This is a genomic window from Pseudomonas sp. BNK-7 (assembly GCF_048072025.1).
Lineage (GTDB): Bacteria > Pseudomonadota > Gammaproteobacteria > Pseudomonadales > Pseudomonadaceae > Aquipseudomonas > Aquipseudomonas danubii.
This window is the reverse complement of record NZ_CP182252.1, coordinates 3,369,122-3,390,977: the sequence shown is the minus strand read 5'-3', so window position 1 is coordinate 3,390,977 and position 21,856 is coordinate 3,369,122. Positions and strand designations below refer to the sequence as shown.

Genomic DNA, 21,856 nt, shown 5'->3' with positions numbered 1-21,856 from the left:
CCTGCTCTCCTAATAGATTCGTTACGGACGCGCGACTAGCGAAATTGCGCAAGGAACCGCAAGTCGTTGTCGAAGAACAGGCGCAAGTCATTGACACCGTAACGCAGCATGGCCAAGCGCTCGGCGCCCATGCCGAAGGCAAAGCCCTGGAACTCTTCCGGGTCGATCCCGGACATACGCAGCACGTTCGGGTGAACCATGCCGCAACCCATCACCTCCAGCCAGCCAGTCTGCTTGCAGACACGGCAGCCTTTACCGCTGCACATCACGCATTCCATATCAACTTCAGCGGAAGGCTCGGTGAACGGGAAGTAGGAAGGACGGAAACGTACGGCCAGTTCTTTTTCAAAGAACACCCGCAAGAACTCTTCAATGGTGCCTTTCAGGTCGGCGAAGTTGATATCGCGGTCGACCAGCAGGCCTTCGACCTGATGGAACATCGGTGAGTGAGTGATATCGGAGTCGCTACGATACACACGGCCCGGGCAGACGATGCGAATCGGCGGCTGCTGCGATTCCATGGTGCGGACCTGTACCGGCGAGGTGTGGGTGCGCAACAACATGTTCGCATTGAAATAGAAGGTGTCATGCATCGACCGGGCCGGGTGATGGCCAGGGATGTTGAGCGCCTCGAAGTTGTGATAGTCGTCTTCAACCTCAGGGCCTTCGGCGATGCCGTAGCCAATGTGGGTAAAGAATTGCTCGATACGTTCCAGGGTCCGCGTAATCGGGTGCAGACCGCCAGAGGTCTGGCCACGGCCCGGCAGGGTTACGTCAATGCATTCGGCGGCGAGCTTGGCGCTGAGTTCCGCCTCCTCGAAAGCGGCTTTACGCGCATTGAGAACCTCTGTCACACGCTCCTTGGCCACGTTGATCAGCGCACCGACTTGCGGGCGCTCTTCGGCAGGGAGATTGCCCAGGGTCTTCATCACCTGAGTCAGCTCGCCCTTCTTGCCAAGGAAGTGAACCCGGATCTGCTCCAGGGCATTGATGTCTTCAGCGTGTTGCACGGCCTCAAGTGCTTGAGAAACCAGCGCATCCAGGTTTTCCATGTACAGACTCCAGATACAAAATAGGGGAAGAGCTTGAAGGCTCTTCCCCTATTTATGACGTTTAACACCAGAGCCCACGATAGGTGAGCCCGGATGACTGTCGGGGGTACTTAAGCCAAGGTGGCTTTAGCTTTCTCGACAATCGCAGCAAACGCCGCTTTTTCGTTCACTGCCAGATCAGCCAGAACCTTACGGTCGATCTCGATGGACGCCTTTTTCAGGCCAGCGATCAAACGGCTGTAAGACAGACCGTTGGTACGAGCACCAGCGTTGATACGAGCGATCCACAGAGCGCGGAACTGACGTTTTTTCTGACGACGGTCACGGTAGGCGTATTGGCCTGCCTTGATTACCGCTTGCTTGGCAACACGGAATACGCGCGAGCGTGCGCCGTAGTAGCCTTTAGCAAGTTTCAGAATTTTTTTGTGACGTTTACGGGCAATGACGCCACGCTTTACACGAGCCATGAGTTACTTCCTCTATTCTTGATCCAAAAATTAACGAAGGCGCAGCATGCGCTCGACTTTTGCCACGTCAGACGGATGCAGCAAGCTGCTACCGCGCAGTTGACGCTTACGCTTGGTCGACATTTTGGTCAGGATGTGGCTCTTGAAAGCGTGCTTGTGCTTGATACCGTTAGCAGTTTTCAGAAACCGCTTAGCAGCACCACTTTTGGTTTTCATCTTTGGCATGTTCGGATACTCCGCATTCAGTTGATAAACATAATCAGAAGGCCTGCCGTGCCCTGTTGATTACTTCTTCTTTTTCGGGGCGATGACCATGATCAGCTGGCGTCCTTCCATCTTAGGATGCTGTTCGACCGAACCGTACTCTTGCAGGTCAGCTTCAACCCGCTTGAGGAGTTCCATCCCCAGCTCCTGGTGGGCCATCTCACGGCCGCGGAATCGCAAGGATACCTTGGCCCTGTCCCCGTCACTCAGGAAACGTACCAGGTTGCGCAGTTTTACCTGGTAATCCCCTTCCTCCGTCCCTGGACGAAACTTGATTTCTTTAACCTGAATCTGCTTCTGGTTCTTCTTCGCAGCAGCAATCTGCTTCTTCTTTTCGAAGATCGATTTGCCGTAATCCATCACCCGGCAAACAGGTGGGACTGCGTCGGCGGAAATCTCCACCAAATCCAGCTTGGCTTCTTCAGCTATACGAAGCGCTTCATCAATCGAGACGATGCCAATCTGCTCGCCGTCAGCGCCAATTAACCGAACCTCGCGTGCCGAGATATTCTCGTTGATCGGGGCTTTCGGTGCAGCTCGTTTATCTTGTCTCATATCACGCTTAATAATAATTACTCCGAATCTTGGCGACCACGCCGGGAAACCGCTTGTGCGAGGAACGCCGAGAATTGGTCCACAGGCATCGAGCCCAGGTCTTCACCTTCACGGGTACGCACAGCGACAGTCTGCATCTCGACCTCCCGATCTCCAATAACCAAGAGATAGGGAACCTTGAGCAAAGTATGCTCGCGGATTTTAAAGCCGATCTTTTCATTTCTCAAGTCGGACTTGGCACGAAATCCGCTTTGATTGAGTGTTTTTTCTACTTCAAGGGCAAAATCTGCCTGTTTATCAGTGATATTCATCACCACGGCCTGAGTCGGAGCTAGCCACGCAGGGAACGCGCCCTCGTAATGCTCGATCAGAATCCCGACAAAACGCTCGAAGGAGCCGAGAATCGCCCGGTGCAGCATCACCGGATGCTTACGGCTGTTGTCTTCGGATACGTATTCAGCACCCAGGCGGATCGGCAGGTTGAAATCCAGCTGCAAGGTACCACACTGCCATACACGCCCCAGGCAGTCTTTCAACGAGAACTCGATCTTCGGACCATAGAACGCGCCCTCGCCCGGCTGCAGATCATACGGCAACCCGGCACTATCCAAAGCCGCAGCTAGCGCATTTTCCGCACGATCCCACAACTCATCGGAACCCACGCGCTTTTCAGGACGAGTGGAAAGTTTCATCTCGATGTCCTTGAAGCCGAAGTCGGCATAGACATCCATAGTCAGCTTGATGAACGCAGCGGACTCGGCCTGCATCTGATCTTCAGTACAGAAGATGTGAGCATCGTCCTGGGTAAAACCGCGCACACGCATGATGCCGTGCAACGCTCCCGAAGGCTCGTTACGGTGGCAAGCACCGAATTCGGCCAAGCGCATCGGCAGCTCGCGGTAGCTCTTCAGACCCTGATTGAACACCTGCACGTGGCACGGGCAGTTCATGGGTTTGATCGCGTAGTCGCGGCTTTCCGATTCGGTGGTGAACATGTTCTCGGAATAGTTGGCCCAGTGCCCGGACTTTTCCCAAAGGCTGCGATCGACCACTTGCGGAGTCTTGATCTCCAGATAGCCGTTTTCACGCTGCACCTTGCGCATGTACTGCTCGAGCACCTGGTACAAAGTCCAACCATTGGGGTGCCAGAACACCATGCCCGGCGCTTCTTCCTGGGTATGGAACAGCCCCAAACGCTTGCCAATCTTACGATGGTCGCGCTTTTCGGCCTCTTCGATACGCTGGATATAGGCAGCGAGCTGCTTCTTATCCGCCCACGCAGTACCGTAAACCCGCTGCAATTGCTCGTTTTTGGCGTCGCCGCGCCAGTAGGCACCAGACAACTTGGTCAATTTGAACGACTTCAGGAAGCGCGTGTTCGGCACGTGCGGACCGCGGCACATGTCGACATATTCTTCGTGATAGTACAGGCCCATTGCCTGCTCATTCGGCATGTCCTCCACCAGGCGCAACTTGTAGTCCTCGCCACGAGACTTGAACACTTCAATCACTTCGGCTCGCGGGGTGACCTTCTTGATCACGTCGTAGTCTTTCTCGATCAGCTGCTGCATGCGCTGTTCGATAGCCGCCATGTCTTCGGGCGTGAAGGGACGCTCGTAGGCGATGTCGTAATAGAAGCCTTCATCAATGACCGGGCCGATGACCATCTTGGCGGTCGGATACAACTGCTTGACCGCATGCCCTACCAAGTGAGCGCAAGAGTGGCGAATGATCTCAAGCCCCTCTTCGTCCTTTGGCGTGATGATTTGCAGGGTTGCGTCGCTGTCGATCACATCGCAGGCGTCGACCAGCTTGCCATTGACCTTGCCGGCCAGGGTGGCCTTGGCCAAACCTGCGCCAATAGATGCAGCGACCTCGGCTACGGATACCGCATGATCGAATGAACGTTGACTGCCGTCGGGAAGAGTAATGGTGGGCATGGCGCCTCCTCTCCTAGTGGTGACCCCTACCAAAGGTCACGTGGGTTGGGATGAGCCAGTACGCGATTCAGTCCGGCCGTTCTGTAACAAACGCCTGCCTCACAGTGGCAAGAGCCTTGCGGCCAACCGGGAAACCGAACCAGAGTGACTGGGGTTCAAATCAAAATTAATGAGGCATAGACCGCGAGGGAGAAGTGCAACACCCAAAGCTTGAAAACACCCAAGCCGGGCATGCTAGCACAGATAAATCGCAAGCACCGCGCAGCAAGTTTCCCAAAAGATACTTTCCGGTCTTTTATTGAAGAAAGTGAACTTGCGATGTACGCCGAACCTCAAATACCAAGAGAATCGTCGTCCTTGCTATCGACCTCAGGAGAACTCGACTCATGCGCCTTACCCAATTGCTTACCCTTGCCGCCCCACTCGCCCTGCTCCTGCCCTTGAGCGCACAGGCTGCATGGCCTGCCGGAGCTCGTGCCGACTATATGAAGGATTGCACTGCAGCAGCCAGCCAAAGCATCGACGCCAAAAGCGCCGAGAAACATTGCGCCTGCGGTGCAGACAAGCTGAATGAAAAATTCACCACCGATGAAATCAAGGAGCTGATGAGTAAATCCAAGCAACCTAGTGCAGAACTGAGAACCCGAGCCCTGGACGCCATCGCTGCTTGCCGAGTGGTCAAATAACCAACCACCGCTCGAAACAGGCTGTACCAAGGCATGTCAGCAGGCCTAAAACGCGGTTTTTTTCACAATTTACGCAGCTTTTACGGGTTTTTTTATCACCGTTTGTTTTCCGCGAAAGCCCCTTAAACCGGGGCCTACAGGCAAATCGAACGGCAAAATACACGGACACACCGGGCAAAGAGCACCTACAGGGGGCTCCCAAGCCGAACATTTCGACTATGATAGCTCGGTGTGCCCAGTTGGCCTGAGCAGCACAGCACTACTGAAAATATATGTTTCTTGGAGATACACCATGTCTAATCGCCAAACCGGCACCGTAAAATGGTTCAACGATGAAAAAGGCTTCGGCTTCATCACTCCTCAAGGTGGCGGTGACGACCTGTTCGTACACTTCAAAGCTATTGAAAGCGACGGTTTCAAAAGCCTGAAAGAAGGCCAAACCGTTTCCTTCGTGGCTGAGAAAGGCCAAAAGGGTATGCAAGCTGCACAAGTTCGCCCTGAGTAAGTTTTCAGCGAGCTAAAAAAACCCCGTCCATGTGACGGGGTTTTTTATGCGCGGGCAAAAAGCCTAACCCTCAACCACAGTTGACCCGAGTAACCACCAGGCCGGCATCGGTATTGAGGTTCAGGCGGTCGGAGCGGTACTCCAGAGTAATCATGTCATTAGGCTTGAGGAAACGCGCATATTGGGCTCCTGCGCGAGTACGGGCCTGCTCCAGCAGTTCGGGAGAAGCCTTCTTGCCGACGGCAAATTCGGCAGCTGTTGCTTCACAACGCGTGTGCCCGGATTCAGAGGCCACAGGTTCCTTTGTCGACCCGGTGGTGCTGCATCCACTGAGGACAACAGCGGCCAACAAGGTTCCGAATGAAGCGAGCTTCCAAGGCATGAAGCCTCCTTTTCAAAATTAAGCAGAGATCGTGCGACAGCCGATTTGGCTTTTGGTTTCAAAACAAAATGGCCTTTTGCCCTATGTCACGGACAGCGAGTAAGTCTGCCTCAGGCATCGCGACACTTTCACAGGACAATCGTCACTGAATATGAACAGTACTCAATAGATATCGATGTAGTCGAACGCCGGTTTCGGCCAGTTCTGCTTGAGTGCATTGAAGATCTGCATTACCCAAACCTCGTCACTGGCCGCCACGTTACCGACATAGCCGGATCCGGCGGCCCAGGTTTCCAGGCGAAACAACAAACCCTCGATGTCGACACCTCCCACCACTCCCGAAGAGATGTAGGCAATCCCGGTCCTGGTGACACGCAACTGGGTATGCACGTTGTCACTGGCCGAAGCCAGAAGCTGGCGCACCGCCTCCAGGGTCAGGGCATCAGGCTGATTCAAATCGATTTGCACAGAAGCTTCCTTGAGCGCAGGAAAAGCGCCAGTGTCGCATAGCCCCCCGCTTGATGCCTAAGTCGGAGTGCCAAACGCCCGGCAACATGGTTAACTCTGCGACGCAGCAAACACCCGCCCAGGCCCGGCCCTGGCGCCCGCCTTATCCGAATTCGTGAGACTTTCATGGCCACCGTGAGTATCGACGCCGACATCAAAGCCAAATGGCCCCAGGGCCAGTGCTCCTACAGCCCAGGGAGCCCGGAGGAGTTGGCGATCATTGGCATAGACCTGCTGGTCAAGGAGCTGGGAACCCAATCCGCCTGGGCGTTCATTGAGCAGGTTTTCGAGAAGTACCCTGCTGATCACCCAGGCGCACAGGACCCGGAACGGGAATAGAACCCCGCAAGCAGGAGCCTGCGGGGGCGCTGCTTACTTGAGGCGAGCCAGACGCTCGGTGAGCAAGTCGAAAAAGCCCTGAGCATCACCGTTCTCAACCCAGAACACGTTCTTTTCCTGCTTCAGGCCGTCGTACCAGTCAACGATGGTCTGGCCGAACGTCGGCCCTTCACGACTGTCGACAACCATGTTGGCCTGACGCCCGCTGAACAGCTCAGGCTTGAGCAGATAGGCGATCACCGTCGCATCATGCACCGGGCCGCCGGGAATACCGTAGTGCTCCATGTCGCCCTTGACGTACTCATTGAGGATATCCCCAACCACCTTGCTGGCATTGTTGTTCAAGGCGGCGATCTTCTGCAGTCGCGCCTCGCTGGTCAGCACCTTGTGGGTGACGTCCAGTGGCAGGTAGGTCAGCTTGACGCCACTCTTGAGCACCACTTCGGCCGCTTGAGGATCGGCGAACAGGTTGAACTCTGCCACCGGGGTGATATTGCCGCCATTGAAGTGCGCGCCCCCCATGACCACCACTTCCTTGATGCCCTGGGTAATATCCGGCGCCTGGATCAATGCCAGTGCCAGGTTGGTTTGCGGCCCCAACATGGCAATGGTGATGCTGTGGGGCTTGGCCGCCCGCAACGTATCGATCAGATAGTTGACCGCATTGCCCTTGGCCAGCGGCGCCTTGGGCTCATGCACAGTCACCCCGGAAATGCCTTCCTTGCCGTGAATATTCTCGGCATAGATCGGCGTGCGCAGCAGCGGTTTTGGCGCCCCGGCGTAGACCGGTACTTCATCGCGACCAGCCCACTCACGGGCCAGGCGCGCATTGCGCGAGGTCTTGTCCAGGCGTACGTTGCCCGCCACCGTGGTCAAGGCACGAATATGCAGCTCCTCGGGCGATGCCAGGGCGAACAACAGAGCCACCACATCGTCGGCCCCCGGGTCGGTGTCGATGATCAGATCGATTTTTTCCGCCGCCTGAGCGCCGGTAGCAGTGAGTAGAGACAAGAGCAGCAGACTCCGGAACCAGTGTTGAAACAGCAGAGCATAGCGGTGCATGGCGCACTCCTTGTGCAAGATAAGGAAAAGCCGGACAGCGGCCTAGAAGGTCACCCCGGCAACCAGGGCGATGTTGCAATACGGCTGGCACTCTCCCGTGCGAATCACTGCACGAGCCTGGCGACTGAGCACCTTGAGATCTTCGTGACTCATCAGTCTGCGCGCCCCGAGCTCGCCACTGAGGTTAAGCACGTCCAGCCCCAGTAAAGGCTGCGGCCGCTTGAGCAGAACTTCCTCGGCCAGCACGTGACTCTCCACCTGCATCTCGCTGAGCAGCACCTTGAGCGTGCCGAGAAAATCGGGCACGCCGTGGGTCAGGGCCAGATCGATCAATTCGACGCCAGGAGGCACCGGCAGACCGGCATCACCGATCACCACGATGTCGCCGTGGCCCAAAGAGGCAATCAAGCGTGACAGGGCAATATTGAGCAAAGGTGTCTTTTTCATGAAGGGACAAAGGCCTGTACGTCGGACAGTGTGGGAATGGAAGGTTGTGCACCGGCGCGCGTCACCGAAAGCGCCGCAGCGACCTGACCAAAGCGGATCGCCTCGGCCTCGCTCTTGCCGGCAGCCAGGGCGGCGGCAAAACCACCGACGAAGGTATCCCCCGCGGCCGTGGTGTCGATGGCCTTGACCTTGGGCGCCGGAAAATGCTCGAAACTGCGGCCATTGGCAAACAGCGAACCTTGTGCCCCCAGGGTGATGATGACCTTGCCGGCACCGGCGGCGATCAAGCGACCGGCCGCAGCTTCGGCGCTCTCCAGCGAGTCCACCGCCACGCCACTGAGGGCGGACGCCTCGCTTTCATTGGGAATCAGGTAGTCGATCGAGCCGTACCACTGCTCCGGCAGCGGGCCGCTGGCCGGCGCCGGATTGAGAATCACCGTCTTGCCCAGCTCACGCCCGCGCTTGAGGGTGTACCCCACCGTTGCCAGGGGCACTTCCAACTGACAGATGATCACGTCGGCCTCCTGCAACACCCGATCAAACCCGGCAACCTTCTCGGGGCTGAGCAGGCCGTTGCCACCGGCGACGATGACAATTGCATTCTGGCTACTGTCATCCACCACGATCAGGGCCACGCCGCTGGAACCCTCTACCGCGCTCACCGCCTGGCAATCGATCTGCTCGGCGAGCAAGGCACTGCGCAATTGCTCGCCATAGGCATCATCGCCAACACAGCCGACCATCGACACCTGCGCCCCCAGCCTGGCGGCCGCCACTGCCTGATTGGCTCCCTTGCCACCGGACACCGTCGCAAAGGATTTGCCAATCAGCGTCTCGCCTCCTCGCGGCAAGCGCTCGGCCCGGGTCACCAGATCCATATTGAGGCTTCCCACTACCACTACTTTTGCTGGCATACATCGATACTCAATCAATTGGATTCAGCGGTACTCGGCAAATGCGCTACTGAGCGGCGCTGTCGATTCCCGCAAGACAATATTCGGCGTAACGATGCGCTGGTCGACCGGCAACTCCCGCGCAGCGATCCGGCGCAGCAGCAACTCTGCCGCGGTCTCCCCCAGTTGCAGGATCGACTGACCCACCGTGGTCAGCGCCGGGTAGACATAACGGCTCATGAGAATGTCGTCGAAGCCGATCACCGAGAGCTCACTGGGTACACGGATATTGCGCTCCGCCGCGGCCCGCAACACACCGATGCCCATCATGTCGTTAGCGGCGAAAATGGCGCTTGGCGGGCGCCTCTCAAGCAACTGCGCCGCAGCCCGATAACCACCAGTGCTGCTGAAGTCACTTTCCAGGATGCGCCCTGCTGGCACCTCGACACCGGCTTCCTGCAACGCCTGGCGAAACCCCGCCAGACGCATCTGCGCCACGCTAGTGTTGGCCGGCCCGCCGATACAGGCGATGTCCCGGTGCCCCAGCTCCAGAAGGTGCCGGGTCGCCAGGTAGGCACCGTAATGGTGGTCGATACGCACCAGATCGGCGTCCACCCCTTCCAGCCCACGGTCGACAATCACCATCGGCGTGCGCACCCCGGCCAGGCCCTGGGCCAGACCACTGTCGCCACCAGCGGATGTCACAATCAGCCCGTCGATGCGCTTTTCCAGAAGCACACGCAGATAGTTGCGCTGCTTGTCCGGGTTATCGTCGGAGTTGCAGAGGATCACGCAGTAACCGTTGCGTTCGCAGTAGTCCTCAATCCCTCGTGCCAGTTCGGCGAAGTAGGGGTTGAGACTGTTGGGCACCAGCAGGCCGATGGTCGCGGTGGTCTTAGCCTTGAGTGAACGAGCCACCGCACTGGGTACATAGTCGAGGCGCTTGATCGCCGCCTCGACCTTGACCCGCACCTCTTCACTGACCGGCCGCGTCTTGTTCAGTACATGGGACACCGTGGTGTAGGAAATCCCCGCCAGCGCTGCCACATCCTTGATTGTTGCCATGAATCAAACCCGCCGATTGGCGCGCTGGCTGCGATAGGTGTCCAGCACCACGGCAATCACAATGACCGCACCGGTGATGATGCGCTTGGTCGGTTCTGATGCGCCGATTTGCGCCAGGCCTGCAGCCAGCACGGAAATAATCAAGACGCCGAAGAAGGTACTGATCACCGAACCGCGTCCGCCCATCAGGCTGGTGCCGCCAATCACCACCGCAGCGATGACCTGCAACTCCAGACCGGAGCCCGCATTCGGGTCTGCCGCTTCCAGGCGAGAAATTTGAAACAGCGCTGCAATGCCCGCCAACAACCCCATCAGGCTGAACACCAGGATCTTGTAGGGTTTGGGATTGATCCCCGCCAGACGCACCGCCTCTTCGTTGGTACCGATGCCGATCAGGTAGCGGCCGAACACGGTGCGCGTCAGCACCGCCTGGGCCAGGAAGATAATCAGCAGGGCAATGATAAACGACGGCGAAATGCCAAAGGCAATCGGATTCGACAACCAGGCGAAGGCATCACCGATATAGGCCGTGCGCGAGCCGGTCATCTGATAGGCAACGCCCCGGGCCATTTCCAGCACCCCCAGGGACACAATGAACGACGGGATACGCCAGGCCACAGTGATCGAGCCGGTGATGGTTCCCGCCAGCGCTGCACAGGCCATGCCCAGCAATGCCGCAGGTACCACGCTCCAGCCCCAGCCGAGAATCGCCACGCTGACTGTCGAGGCCGCCAGGGCCAGCACCGACCCCACGGACAGATCGATGCCACCGATGATCAGGACGAAGGTCATACCCACCGCCAGCACCATCAGGTCGGGAATCTGGTTGGCCAGGGTGCTGAAGGTGTCATAGGAAAGGAAGTGGCTGCTGAGCAGGGAGAACAGGACGATCATCCCCAACAACGCCCCCGCCAGACCCAGGTAGGTGCCGAGGCCGTAGTAATGGCCGCCTCGCTTGCCGCTTGCAGGTGCAGTTTTCATGATGCATTCCTAGGCGTCGCTTCGCTGAGCAACGCATCTCGTTTTTGATAGCCGGCAAAGGCGGCGGCAAGCAATTCGTCCTGAGTCCAGCTGTCACGCTCGAAGGTGTCGATCAGACGCCCGGCGGAGAGCACGCCGATGCGATCACAGATCAACATCAACTCGCGCAGGTCGCTGGACACCACCACCAGGGCCTTGCCCTGACGGGTCAACTCTCCCAGCAAGCCATAGATATCGAACTTGGCGCCGACATCGATACCGCGAGTGGGCTCGTCGAACAGCAACACCGAGCAGTCGCGCTCCAGCCAACGACCGATCACCACTTTCTGCTGGTTGCCGCCGGACAATTCGGACACCAATTGCGCCGGACTGGAACTGCGAATGCGCATGGCATCGATCTGCCGCCGGGCCAGTTGCTCTTCATCCTGGCCATTGACCAGGCCGCCACTGGAAATAGCCGGCATGTTGCCCAGGGCGATATTGGCGCTGATGGACTGGGTCAGCAGCAGCCCTTCGCCCTTGCGATCCTCAGTGATCAACGCAATGCCGTTGGCCACCGCATCCACCGGGGAGCGAATGGTCACCGGACGGGCCGGCGTGCCCAGGGCAATGCTGCCGCTGTCGGCGACGTCGGCACCAAAGATCAGCCGCAGCAACTCGGTACGCCCTGCCCCGATCAGGCCGGAGATACCGAAGATCTCGCCACTGCGCACCTCGAAGGACACATCACAAACCTTGTCCGAGCGACTCAGGTTGCTGACCGTCAACGCCGGCGCACCGATCTTGCGCTCGCCCAGGTCAATGTGTTCACCCAGCTCGCGCCCCACCATCAGGTTCACCAACTGTTCGCTGTTGTAGTTGGCCATGGGCTCGACACACACCAGGCAACCGTCACGCAACACAGCAATGCGCTGAGCCACCCGTGCCAACTCTTCCAGGCGATGAGAGATATAGATGATGGACACACCACGGGCCTGCAGGCGGGTGATCTGCTCGAAGAGCATCTCCACCTCGCGGGAAGTGAGCATGGCCGTCGGCTCATCGAGAATCAGCACATGACAGTCGCCGATCAGGTTGCGGGCGATCTCCACCATCTGCTGGTGACCGATGCCCAATTCACCCACCAGCGTGTCGGGATCGATAGCGTCCAGGCCGACCTGGGCCATAGCCTCGATCGCCGCCTTGCGCAATTGCTTGCGGCTGATCCAGCCACCACTGCTGGGCAGGTTGTCGAGAAACAGGTTCTCGGCCACCGACAGGGTCGGCAGCAGGTTGAGCTCCTGCATGACCATGCGAACCCCCGCCTCTTCCGCCTGGGTCCGGCTACCGGGACGATAGTCCTGGCCATTGAACTGCATGTGGCCGGTGGTGGGGCTGACCAGACCACCGATGATCTTCGACAAGGTGCTCTTGCCGGCGCCGTTCTCACCGGTCAGAGCCAGCACCTCCCCGCGCATCAGCGTCAGATCGATGCCGGTCAATACCGGTTGTGCATAGGTCTTGCCGATACCGCTGACCGAGAGGACAGCGTTCGCAGCGGAAACTGACATAAGAAACTCTCCATGCGCTCGCCCGAACGGGCGAGCGCCGTTGTGCCGCCGGAAGGACTACTTGGTGACCAGCTCAACCGGAGTTTCGATCACACCGTTGGCACCGCTGTCGACTTTCTCGCCCTTGAGGATCTTCAGCGCGGTCTCGATGCCGAACACCGCCTGCTTGGCAGCGAACTGGTCGGCAGTGGCCAGGACCCGGCCATCCTTGAGCATGGGTTTGATGGCGTTGATATTGTCGTAGCCCACTACCTGGACCTTGCCTGCCTTACCGGCGGCCCGCACGGCGGAAACCGCCCCCACTGCCATGCTGTCGTTACCGGCCAGCAATGCCTTGAGATTCGGGTACTCGCTGAGCATTGCCGAGGCCACACGGTTGCCTGCGTTGATTTCCCAGTCGCCGGATTGCAGCGAGACCACCTTGATCTGCGCGGCGTCCATCGCGTCCTTGAAGCCAGCGGTGCGCTGCTGTGCGTTAGTGGTGGTGGAGACCCCTTCGATGATCCCCACTTCGTCGCCGGCCTTCAGTTGCTTGGCCAGGTACTCACCCACCAGGCGAGCCCCCTTGCGGTTGTCCGGCCCCACGAAAGGTACGCTGATGTTCTTGCTTTTCAGCACACCGGGATCGAGTTGGTTGTCGATATTGATCACGGTGATCCCGGCATCCACCGCCTTCTTGATCACTGGCACCATGGCCTTGGAGTCGGCGGGTGCAATCACCAGGGCATTGACCTTGGAGACGATCATCTGCTCGACAATGCGGATCTGGTTGGCGGTATCGGTTTCGTCCTTGATGCCGTTGGACACCAGCTCGAAATCGGCGGAATGCTCTTTCTGATAAGCCTTGGCGCCGTCTTCCATGGTCAGGAAGAACTCGTTGGCCAGGGACTTCATGACCAGGGCGACCTTGGGTTTCTGCGCGGTGTCGGCATGGGCCGAAGAGAGAGGGAGGGCAGCGGATGCAGCAGCCAGAACAGCAACAGCGAGTAGACGTCCAGCGAAGGGCAGCTTCATGAATTCACTCCGATCTTATGATTATTGTGAGCAGCGTCCGCACGGCAGGGTGAGCAGGCCGTCATCAGCAGGGATGGGAGGCCGGTGCCGCACTTTGGAAAGATAGACGATTGTCGTTGTCCAAAGGCCGCGCAAACGTTTGCGTAAAACGAACTATGCGAACCTAGCCAGAGTTTGTCAACGCCGATCAGTGTCTGGAAAAAGCAGACAGACAGGGGGCAAAAACCCCACTGCTGGAGAGGAGAAACCTGTCCGCACCGTAGCGTCGAACAGGCTCAGAGGGTCATGCGGTGGTGTTTACCAGGCCGCCCGAGGAGGAGTCCTTGGCCAGCTCACGGACCAGATTGCCCGATACCTCGGCCAGGGCCCCGTTGGTCTGGGCGATCTGCCCTTGAAGGCCCATCACCACGGTCTGCTTGGCTTCAGGGGTCGGATAGTCGGCGGCCTGGGCGGCAGCCAGTTGCTGTTGCTGCTGCTTGAGCTGCTCCTGCAACTCTTGCATACGCTTGAGCAGCATCTTGACGACGATGCTCTGATTATCTCCACCCGAGTCTGCGGCTTCGGACTTTTCCGCCTGCTTGCCGGAACCCACCCGGAGGGTGTCCGACTCATCGGTGCCCAGCGCCGTGGACGCCTCCTCGGCAGTGGCGTTACTCAACGCATCAATGGTCGCCGGTGACTTGCCATTGATCAAAATCGCTCCTGCGCCAGGAAATCCGACTGACAGAGACATATGAACTCCTGAAAAAAAGATCCTGTCGGGTCATCGACCGTCTCGCGACATTCTTTAATGACCGCCCCTGCCCCTTTGCACCAAACCGCTGACGGGCATTTTCGGATTGCCGAACGCCTACCCGCGCAAACGTTCGGAAACCCGGACGCACACCACTCCATCGCCGTCAGAAAAATGAATAAAGTTGATATAAATCAGTAACTTAAAATACTTATCGGACCAAGGTAGCGCTGGTACAGATCCTGCTCAACCCTCACTGCCTCACCGCATACAGATCTGCGGTCGGGGTGTTTCTAGATGAACCTGCATCAGCACCGTCTCACTACTAGAGAGAAAATAATGAAATCTGCCTTCAAAACCTTCGTTCCGGGCGCTTTGGCCCTCCTCCTGCTTCTGCCTGCAGCTGTGCAGGCCAAAGAAGCTGAAACCCAACAGAAACTCGCCAACGTTGTGGTCCTTGCTACCGGTGGCACCATCGCCGGTGCCGGCGCCAGTGCCGCGAACAGCGCCACCTACCAAGCAGCCAAAGTCGGCATCGAACAACTGATCGCCGGCATCCCCGAGCTGAGCCAACTGGCCAATGTGCGTGGCGAGCAAGTCATGCAGATCGCTTCGGAAAGCATCACCAACGAAAACCTGCTGCAACTGGGTCGCCGCGTTGCCGAACTGGCCGACAGCAAAGACGTCGATGGCATCGTCATCACCCACGGCACCGACACCCTGGAAGAAACCGCCTACTTCCTCAACCTGGTAGAAAAGACCGACAAGCCGATCGTGGTCGTCGGCTCCATGCGCCCAGGCACCGCCATGTCGGCCGACGGCATGCTCAACCTGTACAACGCAGTAGCCGTAGCCGGCAGCAAGAACGCCCGCGGTAAAGGCGTGCTGGTCACCATGAACGATGAAATCCAGTCCGGTCGCGATGTCAGCAAGATGATCAACATCAAGACCGAAGCCTTCAAGAGCCCATGGGGCCCACTGGGCATGGTAGTGGAAGGCAAATCCTACTGGTTCCGCCTGCCTGCCAAGCGCCACACCATGGATTCGGAATTCGACATCAAGAACATCAAGAGCCTGCCTGACGTAGAAATCGCCTACGGCTACGGCAACGTCAGCGACACCGCTTACAAGGCCCTGGCACAAGGTGGTGCAAAAGCCATCATCCATGCCGGTACCGGCAACGGCTCCGTGTCCTCCCGCGTAGTGCCAGCCTTGCAAGAGCTGCGCAAGAACGGCGTGCAGATCATTCGTTCTTCCCACGTCAATGCTGGCGGCTTCGTACTGCGCAACGCTGAACAGCCTGACGACAAGAACGACTGGGTCGTGGCTCACGACCTGAACCCGCAAAAAGCCCGCATCCTGGCCATGGTCGCTCTGACCAAGACTCAGGACAGCAAAGAACTGCAACGCATGTTCTGGGAATACTGACAGCCCTCCGCTCGACCGACTCCGGTCGAGCAGGCTTCAACCACTCGCCCATCCAGGCGAGTGGTTCCGCCCTCCCACCCCCGCCTAACAGCCTCGTCGCGCCCTCCCCCGTAAAAAATCTCCCTCATCCGTGAGACAAATGCGTAAAGCATGGTCAGAGGAACTTCTTGAATCTTAAGCAGTTGCGAAATGTCCTACAGTTAAATACTGTATACACGTACAGCTTATTAAGGATTGTTCCGTGGCCACGACCCAAACGCCCCTCAGCTCCTACGAACGCCTGGGTGTACGCATCCAGAAAATCATCAACTCCCCTACCGCACAGAAAGCCAAGGCAGCCCTGATCTTCCGCCTCGCCGATGAGCCCCAGGACGAGTGGGAACGCCTGCTGGAGGAAATCGCCGAGAACGACAACGTCACCCTCGCCTATCGCGACGATGGTGGCGTGCAAATTTTCTGGGTCGTACCGAAGGAAGACTGAGTTGATGAGTGTCCGTTGTTTTGCCGTACTGCTGTTTTTCGTCACCTTCACCGCCCAAGCCGATGCCCCACGCACCTTCAGCGAAGCCAAGAAAGTCGCCTGGAAACTCTATGCCCCCCAATCAACCGAGTTCTACTGCGGCTGCAAGTACAACGGCAACCGGATAAACCTCGCCGCTTGCGGCTATATACCGCGCAAGAACGCCAAGCGTGCGGAGCGCATCGAATGGGAACACATAGTGCCGGCCTGGCAGATCGGTCATCAGCGCCAATGCTGGCAGCAAGGCGGGCGCAAGAATTGCACCCGTACCGACCCGGTCTATCAGCGGGCCGAAGCGGACTTGCATAACCTGGTACCAAGCATTGGCGAAGTGAATGGCGACCGCAGCAACTTCAGTTTCGGCTGGCTGCCGGAGCAATCCGGGCAATATGGCTCATGCCTGACCCAGGTGGACTTCAAGGCCAAGAAAGTCATGCCCCGCCCCTCGATTCGCGGCATGATCGCCCGCACCTACTTCTACATGAGCAAGCAATACGGTCTGCGCCTGTCGAAACAGGATCGACAGCTCTTCGAAGCCTGGAACAAAACCTATCCGGTGCAGGATTGGGAGCGCCAACGCAATCAGAGCGTGGCCTGTGTGATGGGGCGCGGGAACGAGTTTGTCGGAACCGTCAACCTCAAGGCCTGCGGCTGACCCAGAGGCGCCCCTTGATGTGGGCGCCTCTCGATATGGCGGGAGCGGGCTTACTGTGCAGCCTGGTGCTCGATAACCGTGACCTCGATGTCACGCTTCTTGGCCTTGATGAGTTTCTCGACCACTTCGGTCTTTTTTGCCTCGGCCTCGGCCTGGGACGCAAAAGGCCCGAGCAGCACCCGCTTCTTGCCTTCCACGGTCACCACATTGGACATGATCCCGTGCTCGATCAGCCAACCTGTGAGATCACTGACCGCCAGGGGCAGTTCGCTGCCCACCCACACATCCCACTGCGGCGCGGTAGAAGCCTGAACCGGCTGAACCTGCGTCGTCGCCAAAGCGCTCTTGTTCGCCTCGACTGGCTTGCCTTCACCGCAACCGGCCAACGCCAACACCGCCATCATCATCGCTACTGTGCGCACAACCTACCCCTAGAAAGTCTGAGGCGGCGATTTTAGCACTCAAGACAAAAGAGACCTCGTCACAAAATCAGGCCGAAACAGGAAGAATGATATTTATTGCCTCTGTATAGTTGCGCCTTGGGAATTAATAGATCGTCTGCGCGTCAGAAAGAGGCACCCACTCAGTGGAACTTCGCACTAATCTATACCTAAGACCGACCTCTGCACTGTTTGAATCTGGTGCTCTACAAAGCCATCAAGGAGAAGATCATGCTGATACTCACCCGCAAAGTCGGTGAAAGCATAAACATCGGTGACGACATTACGATCACCATTCTCGGCGTCAGCGGCCAACAGGTCCGCATCGGTATCAACGCGCCAAAAGACGTCGCGGTACACCGCGAGGAAATCTATCAACGCATTCAAGCCGGACTGACCGCCCCGGACAAACGCGAAACCCCATGAATCCAATGAGCACCCGCTCCCTGCCTGTGCCCAACAGCTGGCGCGGCGCGTGCCCTATTTGTCTTGAACCTCTCCTACAGAACACCTGCATGCCCTGACCGGATTGCGGCTATAACAGATTCCCGCCCACTGGATTGTCGTCAAGCACTGACTATGCCCTTTTCTGGCAAGTACCAACCGCGGCCTCCCGGTACGCGGCGCCTCAGCAATACAGGCGTCGCACCCGGGCTCGGCGGTCAGGCGCTGACCGCTGGCTTGAACCCCAGATCCTCAGTGAACCGCAGCAGGTAGCCGTCCGGATCAAGCACCAGCAGGTTCAACTCACCATGCAGTAACTCATCATGCCGGTACCAGCACTCCTGGATTTCCCTGCGCAGGACGATACCGGCATGCGCCAGAGCGGCAGCCATCTGGCGAATGTCCGGGCACTCGATGGACAAGTTCATGCCTCGGCCAAAAGGCGCCTGCAAGGGGCCGACGCGCCACTCTGATTCCTCCTGATCATCCTGCTCCAGCATCAACTGAGCGCCGTTGAGGGAAAGAAAGGCAAAGAAGTGTTCCGGACGCTGATACTCCACCTTGAAACCGAGGGTATCGCGATAAAAAATCAGACTGCGCTCCAGGTCCGTGACCAGCATTTCCGGAACCAGGTTATTCATTTGAAACATGGCAAAAGTCCATTGCTCATTGATCGAGCCGCGAGACTACGCCCAAGCCGATCCCAAGTGCAGCCCCGCTTACCAATGATTACAACTGAGCCAATGCCACACCAGGCGCCACGCCCATCCACCTGCAGCCGATCATCCATGGACAGCCTTCAGAAAGAAAAGGCGACCCGCATTCGGATCGACAACATCCGTGCGGGCCGCCTTGCCGTTGAGAAAAACAACGACGTCACTGTTCAGCCATGACGCTCCAGCAACACCTTGCTCCACAGGGTGAAGGCCACGGAGGGCGTCCATGCCGGGTTTGAAGTGTGCTCTTGAAGGCAGAGATAGTGATTGCCCTCGTAGCTCACTCCGTCATCCCGGAGATAGCGTTGACTGCTACTCCACTCAGGAAAGCTCGGATCGACGGCGCCACCCGCGGTCCTGACACTCAGGCTGCGACTGGGCAACGATTCACGACCCTGAGTATCAGTGGCCGTGACGAAGTAACTGTACTGGGTATCGGCACTCAGCCCCTTGTCTTCGAAGCCCAGGGAAGTCGACTGGCCCACCGCATTGCCATCGCGATACAGGGTGTAGAACTCCACCGGGCGCACACCACTGGAGGCGCCCCAGCTCAAGGTGACACTGCTACGAGTGGCTCCCAGCACCTGCAGGTTGCCAGGTGCCCCGGGACGCTCGGGCTCTGCGCCATCGCCATGGATCAACGGCGCATAACGGTTGCGGAACTCCCAGTTGTACGGCACGCCTTGCCGACTGACTCCGGCATCCCAGTTCACCGACCAGGTCATCAAGCCCTTGATGGCATGACCAGCATCCTGCAGCCGCTTGAACGCATTGCTCACAGCCGCGGGATCGATGACATAGCCCGTGGCCGCGGCATCGACGTTGCTGGGCAAGCCGATTGCCAGCTTGTCCGCCGCAATCCGGGTGTAACCGCGAGAGCCCGAAGCCAGGCTGTCGGTCAGGTAGAACAGGAAGTCCTCCTTCATCTGATCATTGTTCTGGGCAATCCAGGCGCCCTGCCCGCCATTGGCCTCCGGCACCCAGAGTCCATCGCCACCCTGGTTGTAGTATTGCGGCGCGACAAAGTCGTAGTAGCCCTCCAGGGCTTGCAGGTAAGCCACGTACTTGCCATTGCTGGTCAGGTACGGAAACTCCGGCGCCATGCTGATGATGAAATGCTTGCCCTGACCGGCATAGTGATCCTTCACCAGCTTCAAGGCTGCCGGCAACACACTCTTGTTGTCGGCATAGTCGATTGCACTCTGCTCCAGATCGATATCCAGGCCATCGAAGCCGTAAGTCTCCACCAGACGGATGATTTCGTTGGCCAAAGGCTGCTCGTCGCCCTTGCGCAACTCGATATGCGCATCGGCACCACCCAGGGAAATCAGCACGACGCGCCCCTGGCTGTTGAGCACACCGACCTGACGCCGGAACTCGGCGTCCGAGAGGTTGTAGGGCTTGAAGGTGGGAATGCCGTTGCCCTTCATGAAGGCCACCGCCACCACGTTGTACTCCTTGGGGACATCCAGCAGGCTCAGATTGGCAAATTGCCCCTGCTGATAACCGTCGGCAGAACCGGCGGCCCAGTTATGCCAGAAGCCCATGAGGATCTTCTTGCCGGCAATGCTCGGCATCATGGCGGCCGCATCGGCAGCTTGACTCTTGTTTAATGCAAAATCGATTTTATTCACGCTCTAATCCTTCAGAACTGTTAAAGGGGGCTGCACGACCGAGACTTACTTGAAGTCCAGATCGAAGGCCTGATAAAACCCGTTTCCGGTATTGGCGACAACCCACACCAGCACCACAACATGGTGGCCTTTCTTGTTTTTTGGCAGCACAACTTCATGATTAGTCTTGGCCTTCAATACCGAGCCAAACTTGTCGAATGGAACTTCGGTATAAAAATCCTGATAAAAAGCCTGAGGTTCCAGTTGTGCGCGGCTGATGCGTTGCTTCGGGTCCCAACCATCTTTAGTGATGAACCAGCTGTAGCCACGAGTGACGTGGGGCGCGGTGTACTCCCATTGCACCCGGAACACCTGACCGGGGTCCACATTGAGCAGCGGCCAGCTGAAGGCACGATTGATTTTCTTCGACATTTCCTCGTTGGTGAAGTTGATGCAGTCGCGCTCATCCACCTTGCCACCACTGAGAATGTGGCCATCTGCGGGAGGTACCGCGCTCCCGACATCGCTGTCGTAAGGTTTCGGGAAAGGCCCGGCGGTCAGAGCCGGAAAGTTTTTCCCGCCTTCCATTTCATTCACCTGCCAGGTTCCCAGCAATCCCAGCTCTACAGCAACCGCACCACGACTGGAAGGCGAAACAACGCGACCATGTTTAACTTGAGCTTGTGGCTTGTTCATATCTTTCACTCCATTGATTAAGTAAGTCTTGCTCCTTGTTGAGCACCTTTAACTTAGCGCACTTTTCTCGTTTTTTTCACCACATCACAAACTAACCATCCAGAACAATTTACACAACTCAGCGCCAGCCCTATTAAACACTAGACTTCTTTGTTCGAACTGACACTTTAAAGAGTCAATGTATTACACGCTTTTCTACACTAAAACTCATACTTTCTGCCGAGAAAAAATATCAAGCCATACAACTTGCGTTGAAAACACGGCACCCAGAAACAACAAAACCCGGCGATTGCCGGGTTTGCTGACAGAAAGGCTGAGCGCCTACACCTGAAGCGCTGTCTGGGCTTACAGACAGGTCGCCAACGCGGCCAATCGACGCTTCGAAACAGAGCTGTCCTCGATCGCGTAATAGTGGACAGCGGTGCCCGAGGGCTCGGCCTTGATATCCACGAAGACTTCAGCTGCACGGGTATACACCGTATATCCGCCTACCTTGCCAGCTTGCAGGTAGGCAGCCGCATCCACACCAAAGACCGCCTCATCCTGCCAGGCGAACTGTACGCATTGCGCCACCAGTTGATCGGCCTTGGCCGAGGTCAGGGTCTTATTGGGCGTTCTTGTCCGGGCATCGTCCATGGTGGAACTTGCACAGCCGGCCAACAACACCGCAACCATCACCGCCATCAAAACCCGCATGCTGCCACCTCGTCCATAAAACGCGAGAGTATCGCTCACACGGCGGAGAAAAGGCGTTTGAGCAGAAAAAAAGAAGCCGCGATGCCAATTGCCTTTTGTTTACAAACCCCATTGCAAGGCCTCAGGCAAAGGATTAACCTTCGCGCCCCTTCCCACACTTTTGCCAAGGAGATCCATCATGCAACAGCTGATCACCCCTTGCAGGA

Annotated in this window: 27 protein-coding genes; 7 read left to right on the top strand and 20 right to left on the bottom strand. The window is 57.7% G+C overall.

All coding sequences use genetic code 11. The features are described 5' to 3' along the window. Positions 1–35: 35 nt before the first annotated feature. The 5 genes from pheS to thrS all read right to left on the bottom strand — a co-directional run bounded on the left by pheS (position 36) and on the right by thrS (position 4,278). On the bottom strand, positions 36–1,052 hold the full coding sequence (gene pheS / locus ACMGF8_RS15920) for a phenylalanine--tRNA ligase subunit alpha (protein ID WP_011060419.1): 1,017 nt from the start codon (positions 1,050–1,052) through the stop codon (positions 36–38). 110 nt (positions 1,053–1,162) lie between these two features. Further along, positions 1,163–1,519, bottom strand: coding sequence for a 50S ribosomal protein L20 (gene rplT, locus ACMGF8_RS15915; RefSeq protein WP_016963673.1), 357 nt, complete (start codon positions 1,517–1,519; stop codon positions 1,163–1,165). A gap of 30 nt (positions 1,520–1,549) precedes the next feature. Further along, on the bottom strand, positions 1,550–1,744 hold the full coding sequence (gene rpmI / locus ACMGF8_RS15910; protein ID WP_002553160.1) for a 50S ribosomal protein L35: 195 nt from the start codon (positions 1,742–1,744) through the stop codon (positions 1,550–1,552). 60 nt (positions 1,745–1,804) lie between these two features. After that, positions 1,805–2,356: a translation initiation factor IF-3 gene (infC, locus tag ACMGF8_RS15905; protein ID WP_169893379.1), complete on the bottom strand. Its 552-nt coding sequence runs from the start codon at positions 2,354–2,356 to the stop codon at positions 1,805–1,807. Continuing rightward, a complete protein-coding gene (gene thrS / locus ACMGF8_RS15900) occupies positions 2,356–4,278 on the bottom strand; it encodes a threonine--tRNA ligase (RefSeq protein ID WP_102863610.1) in 1,923 nt (640 codons plus the stop codon). The genes infC and thrS overlap by 1 nt, the downstream gene beginning before the upstream one ends. 386 nt (positions 4,279–4,664) lie before the next feature. Here thrS and ACMGF8_RS15895 point away from each other — a divergent pair, with 386 nt between their 5' ends. Together ACMGF8_RS15895 and ACMGF8_RS15890 are read left to right on the top strand one after the other, a co-directional pair. Continuing rightward, positions 4,665–4,964: a hypothetical protein gene (locus ACMGF8_RS15895; RefSeq protein ID WP_102863612.1), complete on the top strand. Its 300-nt coding sequence runs from the start codon at positions 4,665–4,667 to the stop codon at positions 4,962–4,964. 292 nt (positions 4,965–5,256) lie between these two features. Beyond that, the gene (locus tag ACMGF8_RS15890; protein WP_003179963.1) at positions 5,257–5,469 is read left to right on the top strand and encodes a cold-shock protein; all 213 of its coding nucleotides are present in this window, start codon (positions 5,257–5,259) and stop codon (positions 5,467–5,469) included. Between the two features lie 70 nt (positions 5,470–5,539). On the opposite strand, the gene ACMGF8_RS15885 is transcribed toward ACMGF8_RS15890, so the two are convergent. Both ACMGF8_RS15885 and ACMGF8_RS15880 read right to left on the bottom strand, forming a co-directional pair. Next, positions 5,540–5,851 carry an I78 family peptidase inhibitor gene (locus tag ACMGF8_RS15885; protein WP_102863613.1) on the bottom strand — a complete coding sequence of 104 codons (312 nt, stop codon included), beginning with the start codon at positions 5,849–5,851 and terminating at the stop codon, positions 5,540–5,542. A 162-nt stretch (positions 5,852–6,013) separates the two neighbouring features. Further along, positions 6,014–6,319 carry a hypothetical protein gene (locus ACMGF8_RS15880; RefSeq protein WP_102863615.1) on the bottom strand — a complete coding sequence of 102 codons (306 nt, stop codon included), beginning with the start codon at positions 6,317–6,319 and terminating at the stop codon, positions 6,014–6,016. 165 nt (positions 6,320–6,484) lie between these two features. Between ACMGF8_RS15880 and ACMGF8_RS15875 the strand changes: the two genes are divergently transcribed. Next, positions 6,485–6,697, top strand: a complete 213-nt coding sequence (locus tag ACMGF8_RS15875; RefSeq protein ID WP_102882485.1) for a hypothetical protein — start codon at positions 6,485–6,487, stop codon at positions 6,695–6,697. Between the two features lie 33 nt (positions 6,698–6,730). Here the strand turns inward: ACMGF8_RS15875 and ACMGF8_RS15870 are convergent, their stop codons facing one another. From ACMGF8_RS15870 to ACMGF8_RS15835, 8 genes are all read right to left on the bottom strand, one after another. Next, a complete protein-coding gene (locus tag ACMGF8_RS15870) occupies positions 6,731–7,759 on the bottom strand; it encodes a nucleoside hydrolase (protein WP_102863619.1) in 1,029 nt (342 codons plus the stop codon). A gap of 42 nt (positions 7,760–7,801) precedes the next feature. After that, positions 7,802–8,206: a D-ribose pyranase gene (rbsD, locus tag ACMGF8_RS15865; RefSeq protein WP_416760236.1), complete on the bottom strand. Its 405-nt coding sequence runs from the start codon at positions 8,204–8,206 to the stop codon at positions 7,802–7,804. Next, the gene (gene rbsK, locus ACMGF8_RS15860) at positions 8,203–9,120 is read right to left on the bottom strand and encodes a ribokinase (protein WP_102863622.1); all 918 of its coding nucleotides are present in this window, start codon (positions 9,118–9,120) and stop codon (positions 8,203–8,205) included. The genes rbsD and rbsK overlap by 4 nt, the downstream gene beginning before the upstream one ends. 24 nt (positions 9,121–9,144) lie before the next feature. After that, a complete protein-coding gene (locus ACMGF8_RS15855; protein WP_102863624.1) occupies positions 9,145–10,164 on the bottom strand; it encodes a LacI family DNA-binding transcriptional regulator in 1,020 nt (339 codons plus the stop codon). 3 nt (positions 10,165–10,167) lie between these two features. Beyond that, positions 10,168–11,145, bottom strand: coding sequence for an ABC transporter permease (locus ACMGF8_RS15850; RefSeq protein ID WP_102863626.1), 978 nt, complete (start codon positions 11,143–11,145; stop codon positions 10,168–10,170). Next, positions 11,142–12,695 carry a sugar ABC transporter ATP-binding protein gene (locus tag ACMGF8_RS15845; protein WP_115581992.1) on the bottom strand — a complete coding sequence of 518 codons (1,554 nt, stop codon included), beginning with the start codon at positions 12,693–12,695 and terminating at the stop codon, positions 11,142–11,144. Before ACMGF8_RS15845 ends, ACMGF8_RS15850 begins: the two co-directional genes overlap by 4 nt. Positions 12,696–12,752: 57 nt before the next feature. Further along, positions 12,753–13,709, bottom strand: coding sequence for a sugar ABC transporter substrate-binding protein (locus tag ACMGF8_RS15840; RefSeq protein WP_102863630.1), 957 nt, complete (start codon positions 13,707–13,709; stop codon positions 12,753–12,755). A gap of 283 nt (positions 13,710–13,992) precedes the next feature. Continuing rightward, complete coding sequence (locus ACMGF8_RS15835) at positions 13,993–14,442, bottom strand: hypothetical protein (protein ID WP_102863631.1); 450 nt, start codon at positions 14,440–14,442, stop codon at positions 13,993–13,995. A gap of 339 nt (positions 14,443–14,781) precedes the next feature. Between ACMGF8_RS15835 and ACMGF8_RS15830 the strand changes: the two genes are divergently transcribed. The 3 genes from ACMGF8_RS15830 to ACMGF8_RS15820 all read left to right on the top strand — a co-directional run bounded on the left by ACMGF8_RS15830 (position 14,782) and on the right by ACMGF8_RS15820 (position 17,045). After that, positions 14,782–15,870, top strand: coding sequence for an asparaginase (locus tag ACMGF8_RS15830; RefSeq protein WP_110596810.1), 1,089 nt, complete (start codon positions 14,782–14,784; stop codon positions 15,868–15,870). 211 nt (positions 15,871–16,081) lie between these two features. Continuing rightward, positions 16,082–16,351: a DUF1654 domain-containing protein gene (locus tag ACMGF8_RS15825; protein WP_102863635.1), complete on the top strand. Its 270-nt coding sequence runs from the start codon at positions 16,082–16,084 to the stop codon at positions 16,349–16,351. Between the two features lie 4 nt (positions 16,352–16,355). Further along, positions 16,356–17,045: an endonuclease gene (locus tag ACMGF8_RS15820; RefSeq protein WP_102864090.1), complete on the top strand. Its 690-nt coding sequence runs from the start codon at positions 16,356–16,358 to the stop codon at positions 17,043–17,045. Positions 17,046–17,095: 50 nt separating this feature from the next. Here ACMGF8_RS15820 and ACMGF8_RS15815 read toward each other — a convergent pair whose 3' ends face one another. Then, positions 17,096–17,452 carry an SPOR domain-containing protein gene (locus ACMGF8_RS15815; protein WP_207167350.1) on the bottom strand — a complete coding sequence of 119 codons (357 nt, stop codon included), beginning with the start codon at positions 17,450–17,452 and terminating at the stop codon, positions 17,096–17,098. 264 nt (positions 17,453–17,716) lie between these two features. Between ACMGF8_RS15815 and csrA the strand changes: the two genes are divergently transcribed. Beyond that, positions 17,717–17,911: a carbon storage regulator CsrA gene (gene csrA / locus ACMGF8_RS15810; RefSeq protein WP_007920550.1), complete on the top strand. Its 195-nt coding sequence runs from the start codon at positions 17,717–17,719 to the stop codon at positions 17,909–17,911. Between the two features lie 236 nt (positions 17,912–18,147). Here the strand turns inward: csrA and ACMGF8_RS15805 are convergent, their stop codons facing one another. The 4 genes from ACMGF8_RS15805 to ACMGF8_RS15790 all read right to left on the bottom strand — a co-directional run bounded on the left by ACMGF8_RS15805 (position 18,148) and on the right by ACMGF8_RS15790 (position 21,650). Then, positions 18,148–18,579, bottom strand: coding sequence for a VOC family protein (locus ACMGF8_RS15805; protein WP_110596809.1), 432 nt, complete (start codon positions 18,577–18,579; stop codon positions 18,148–18,150). 233 nt (positions 18,580–18,812) lie between these two features. After that, positions 18,813–20,279, bottom strand: coding sequence for a carbohydrate-binding protein (locus ACMGF8_RS15800; protein ID WP_416760230.1), 1,467 nt, complete (start codon positions 20,277–20,279; stop codon positions 18,813–18,815). A 45-nt stretch (positions 20,280–20,324) separates the two neighbouring features. Beyond that, a complete protein-coding gene (locus ACMGF8_RS15795) occupies positions 20,325–20,954 on the bottom strand; it encodes a lytic polysaccharide monooxygenase auxiliary activity family 9 protein (protein WP_102863640.1) in 630 nt (209 codons plus the stop codon). A gap of 345 nt (positions 20,955–21,299) precedes the next feature. Next, positions 21,300–21,650: a hypothetical protein gene (locus tag ACMGF8_RS15790; RefSeq protein ID WP_102882495.1), complete on the bottom strand. Its 351-nt coding sequence runs from the start codon at positions 21,648–21,650 to the stop codon at positions 21,300–21,302. Between the last annotated feature and the right edge of the window lie 206 nt (positions 21,651–21,856).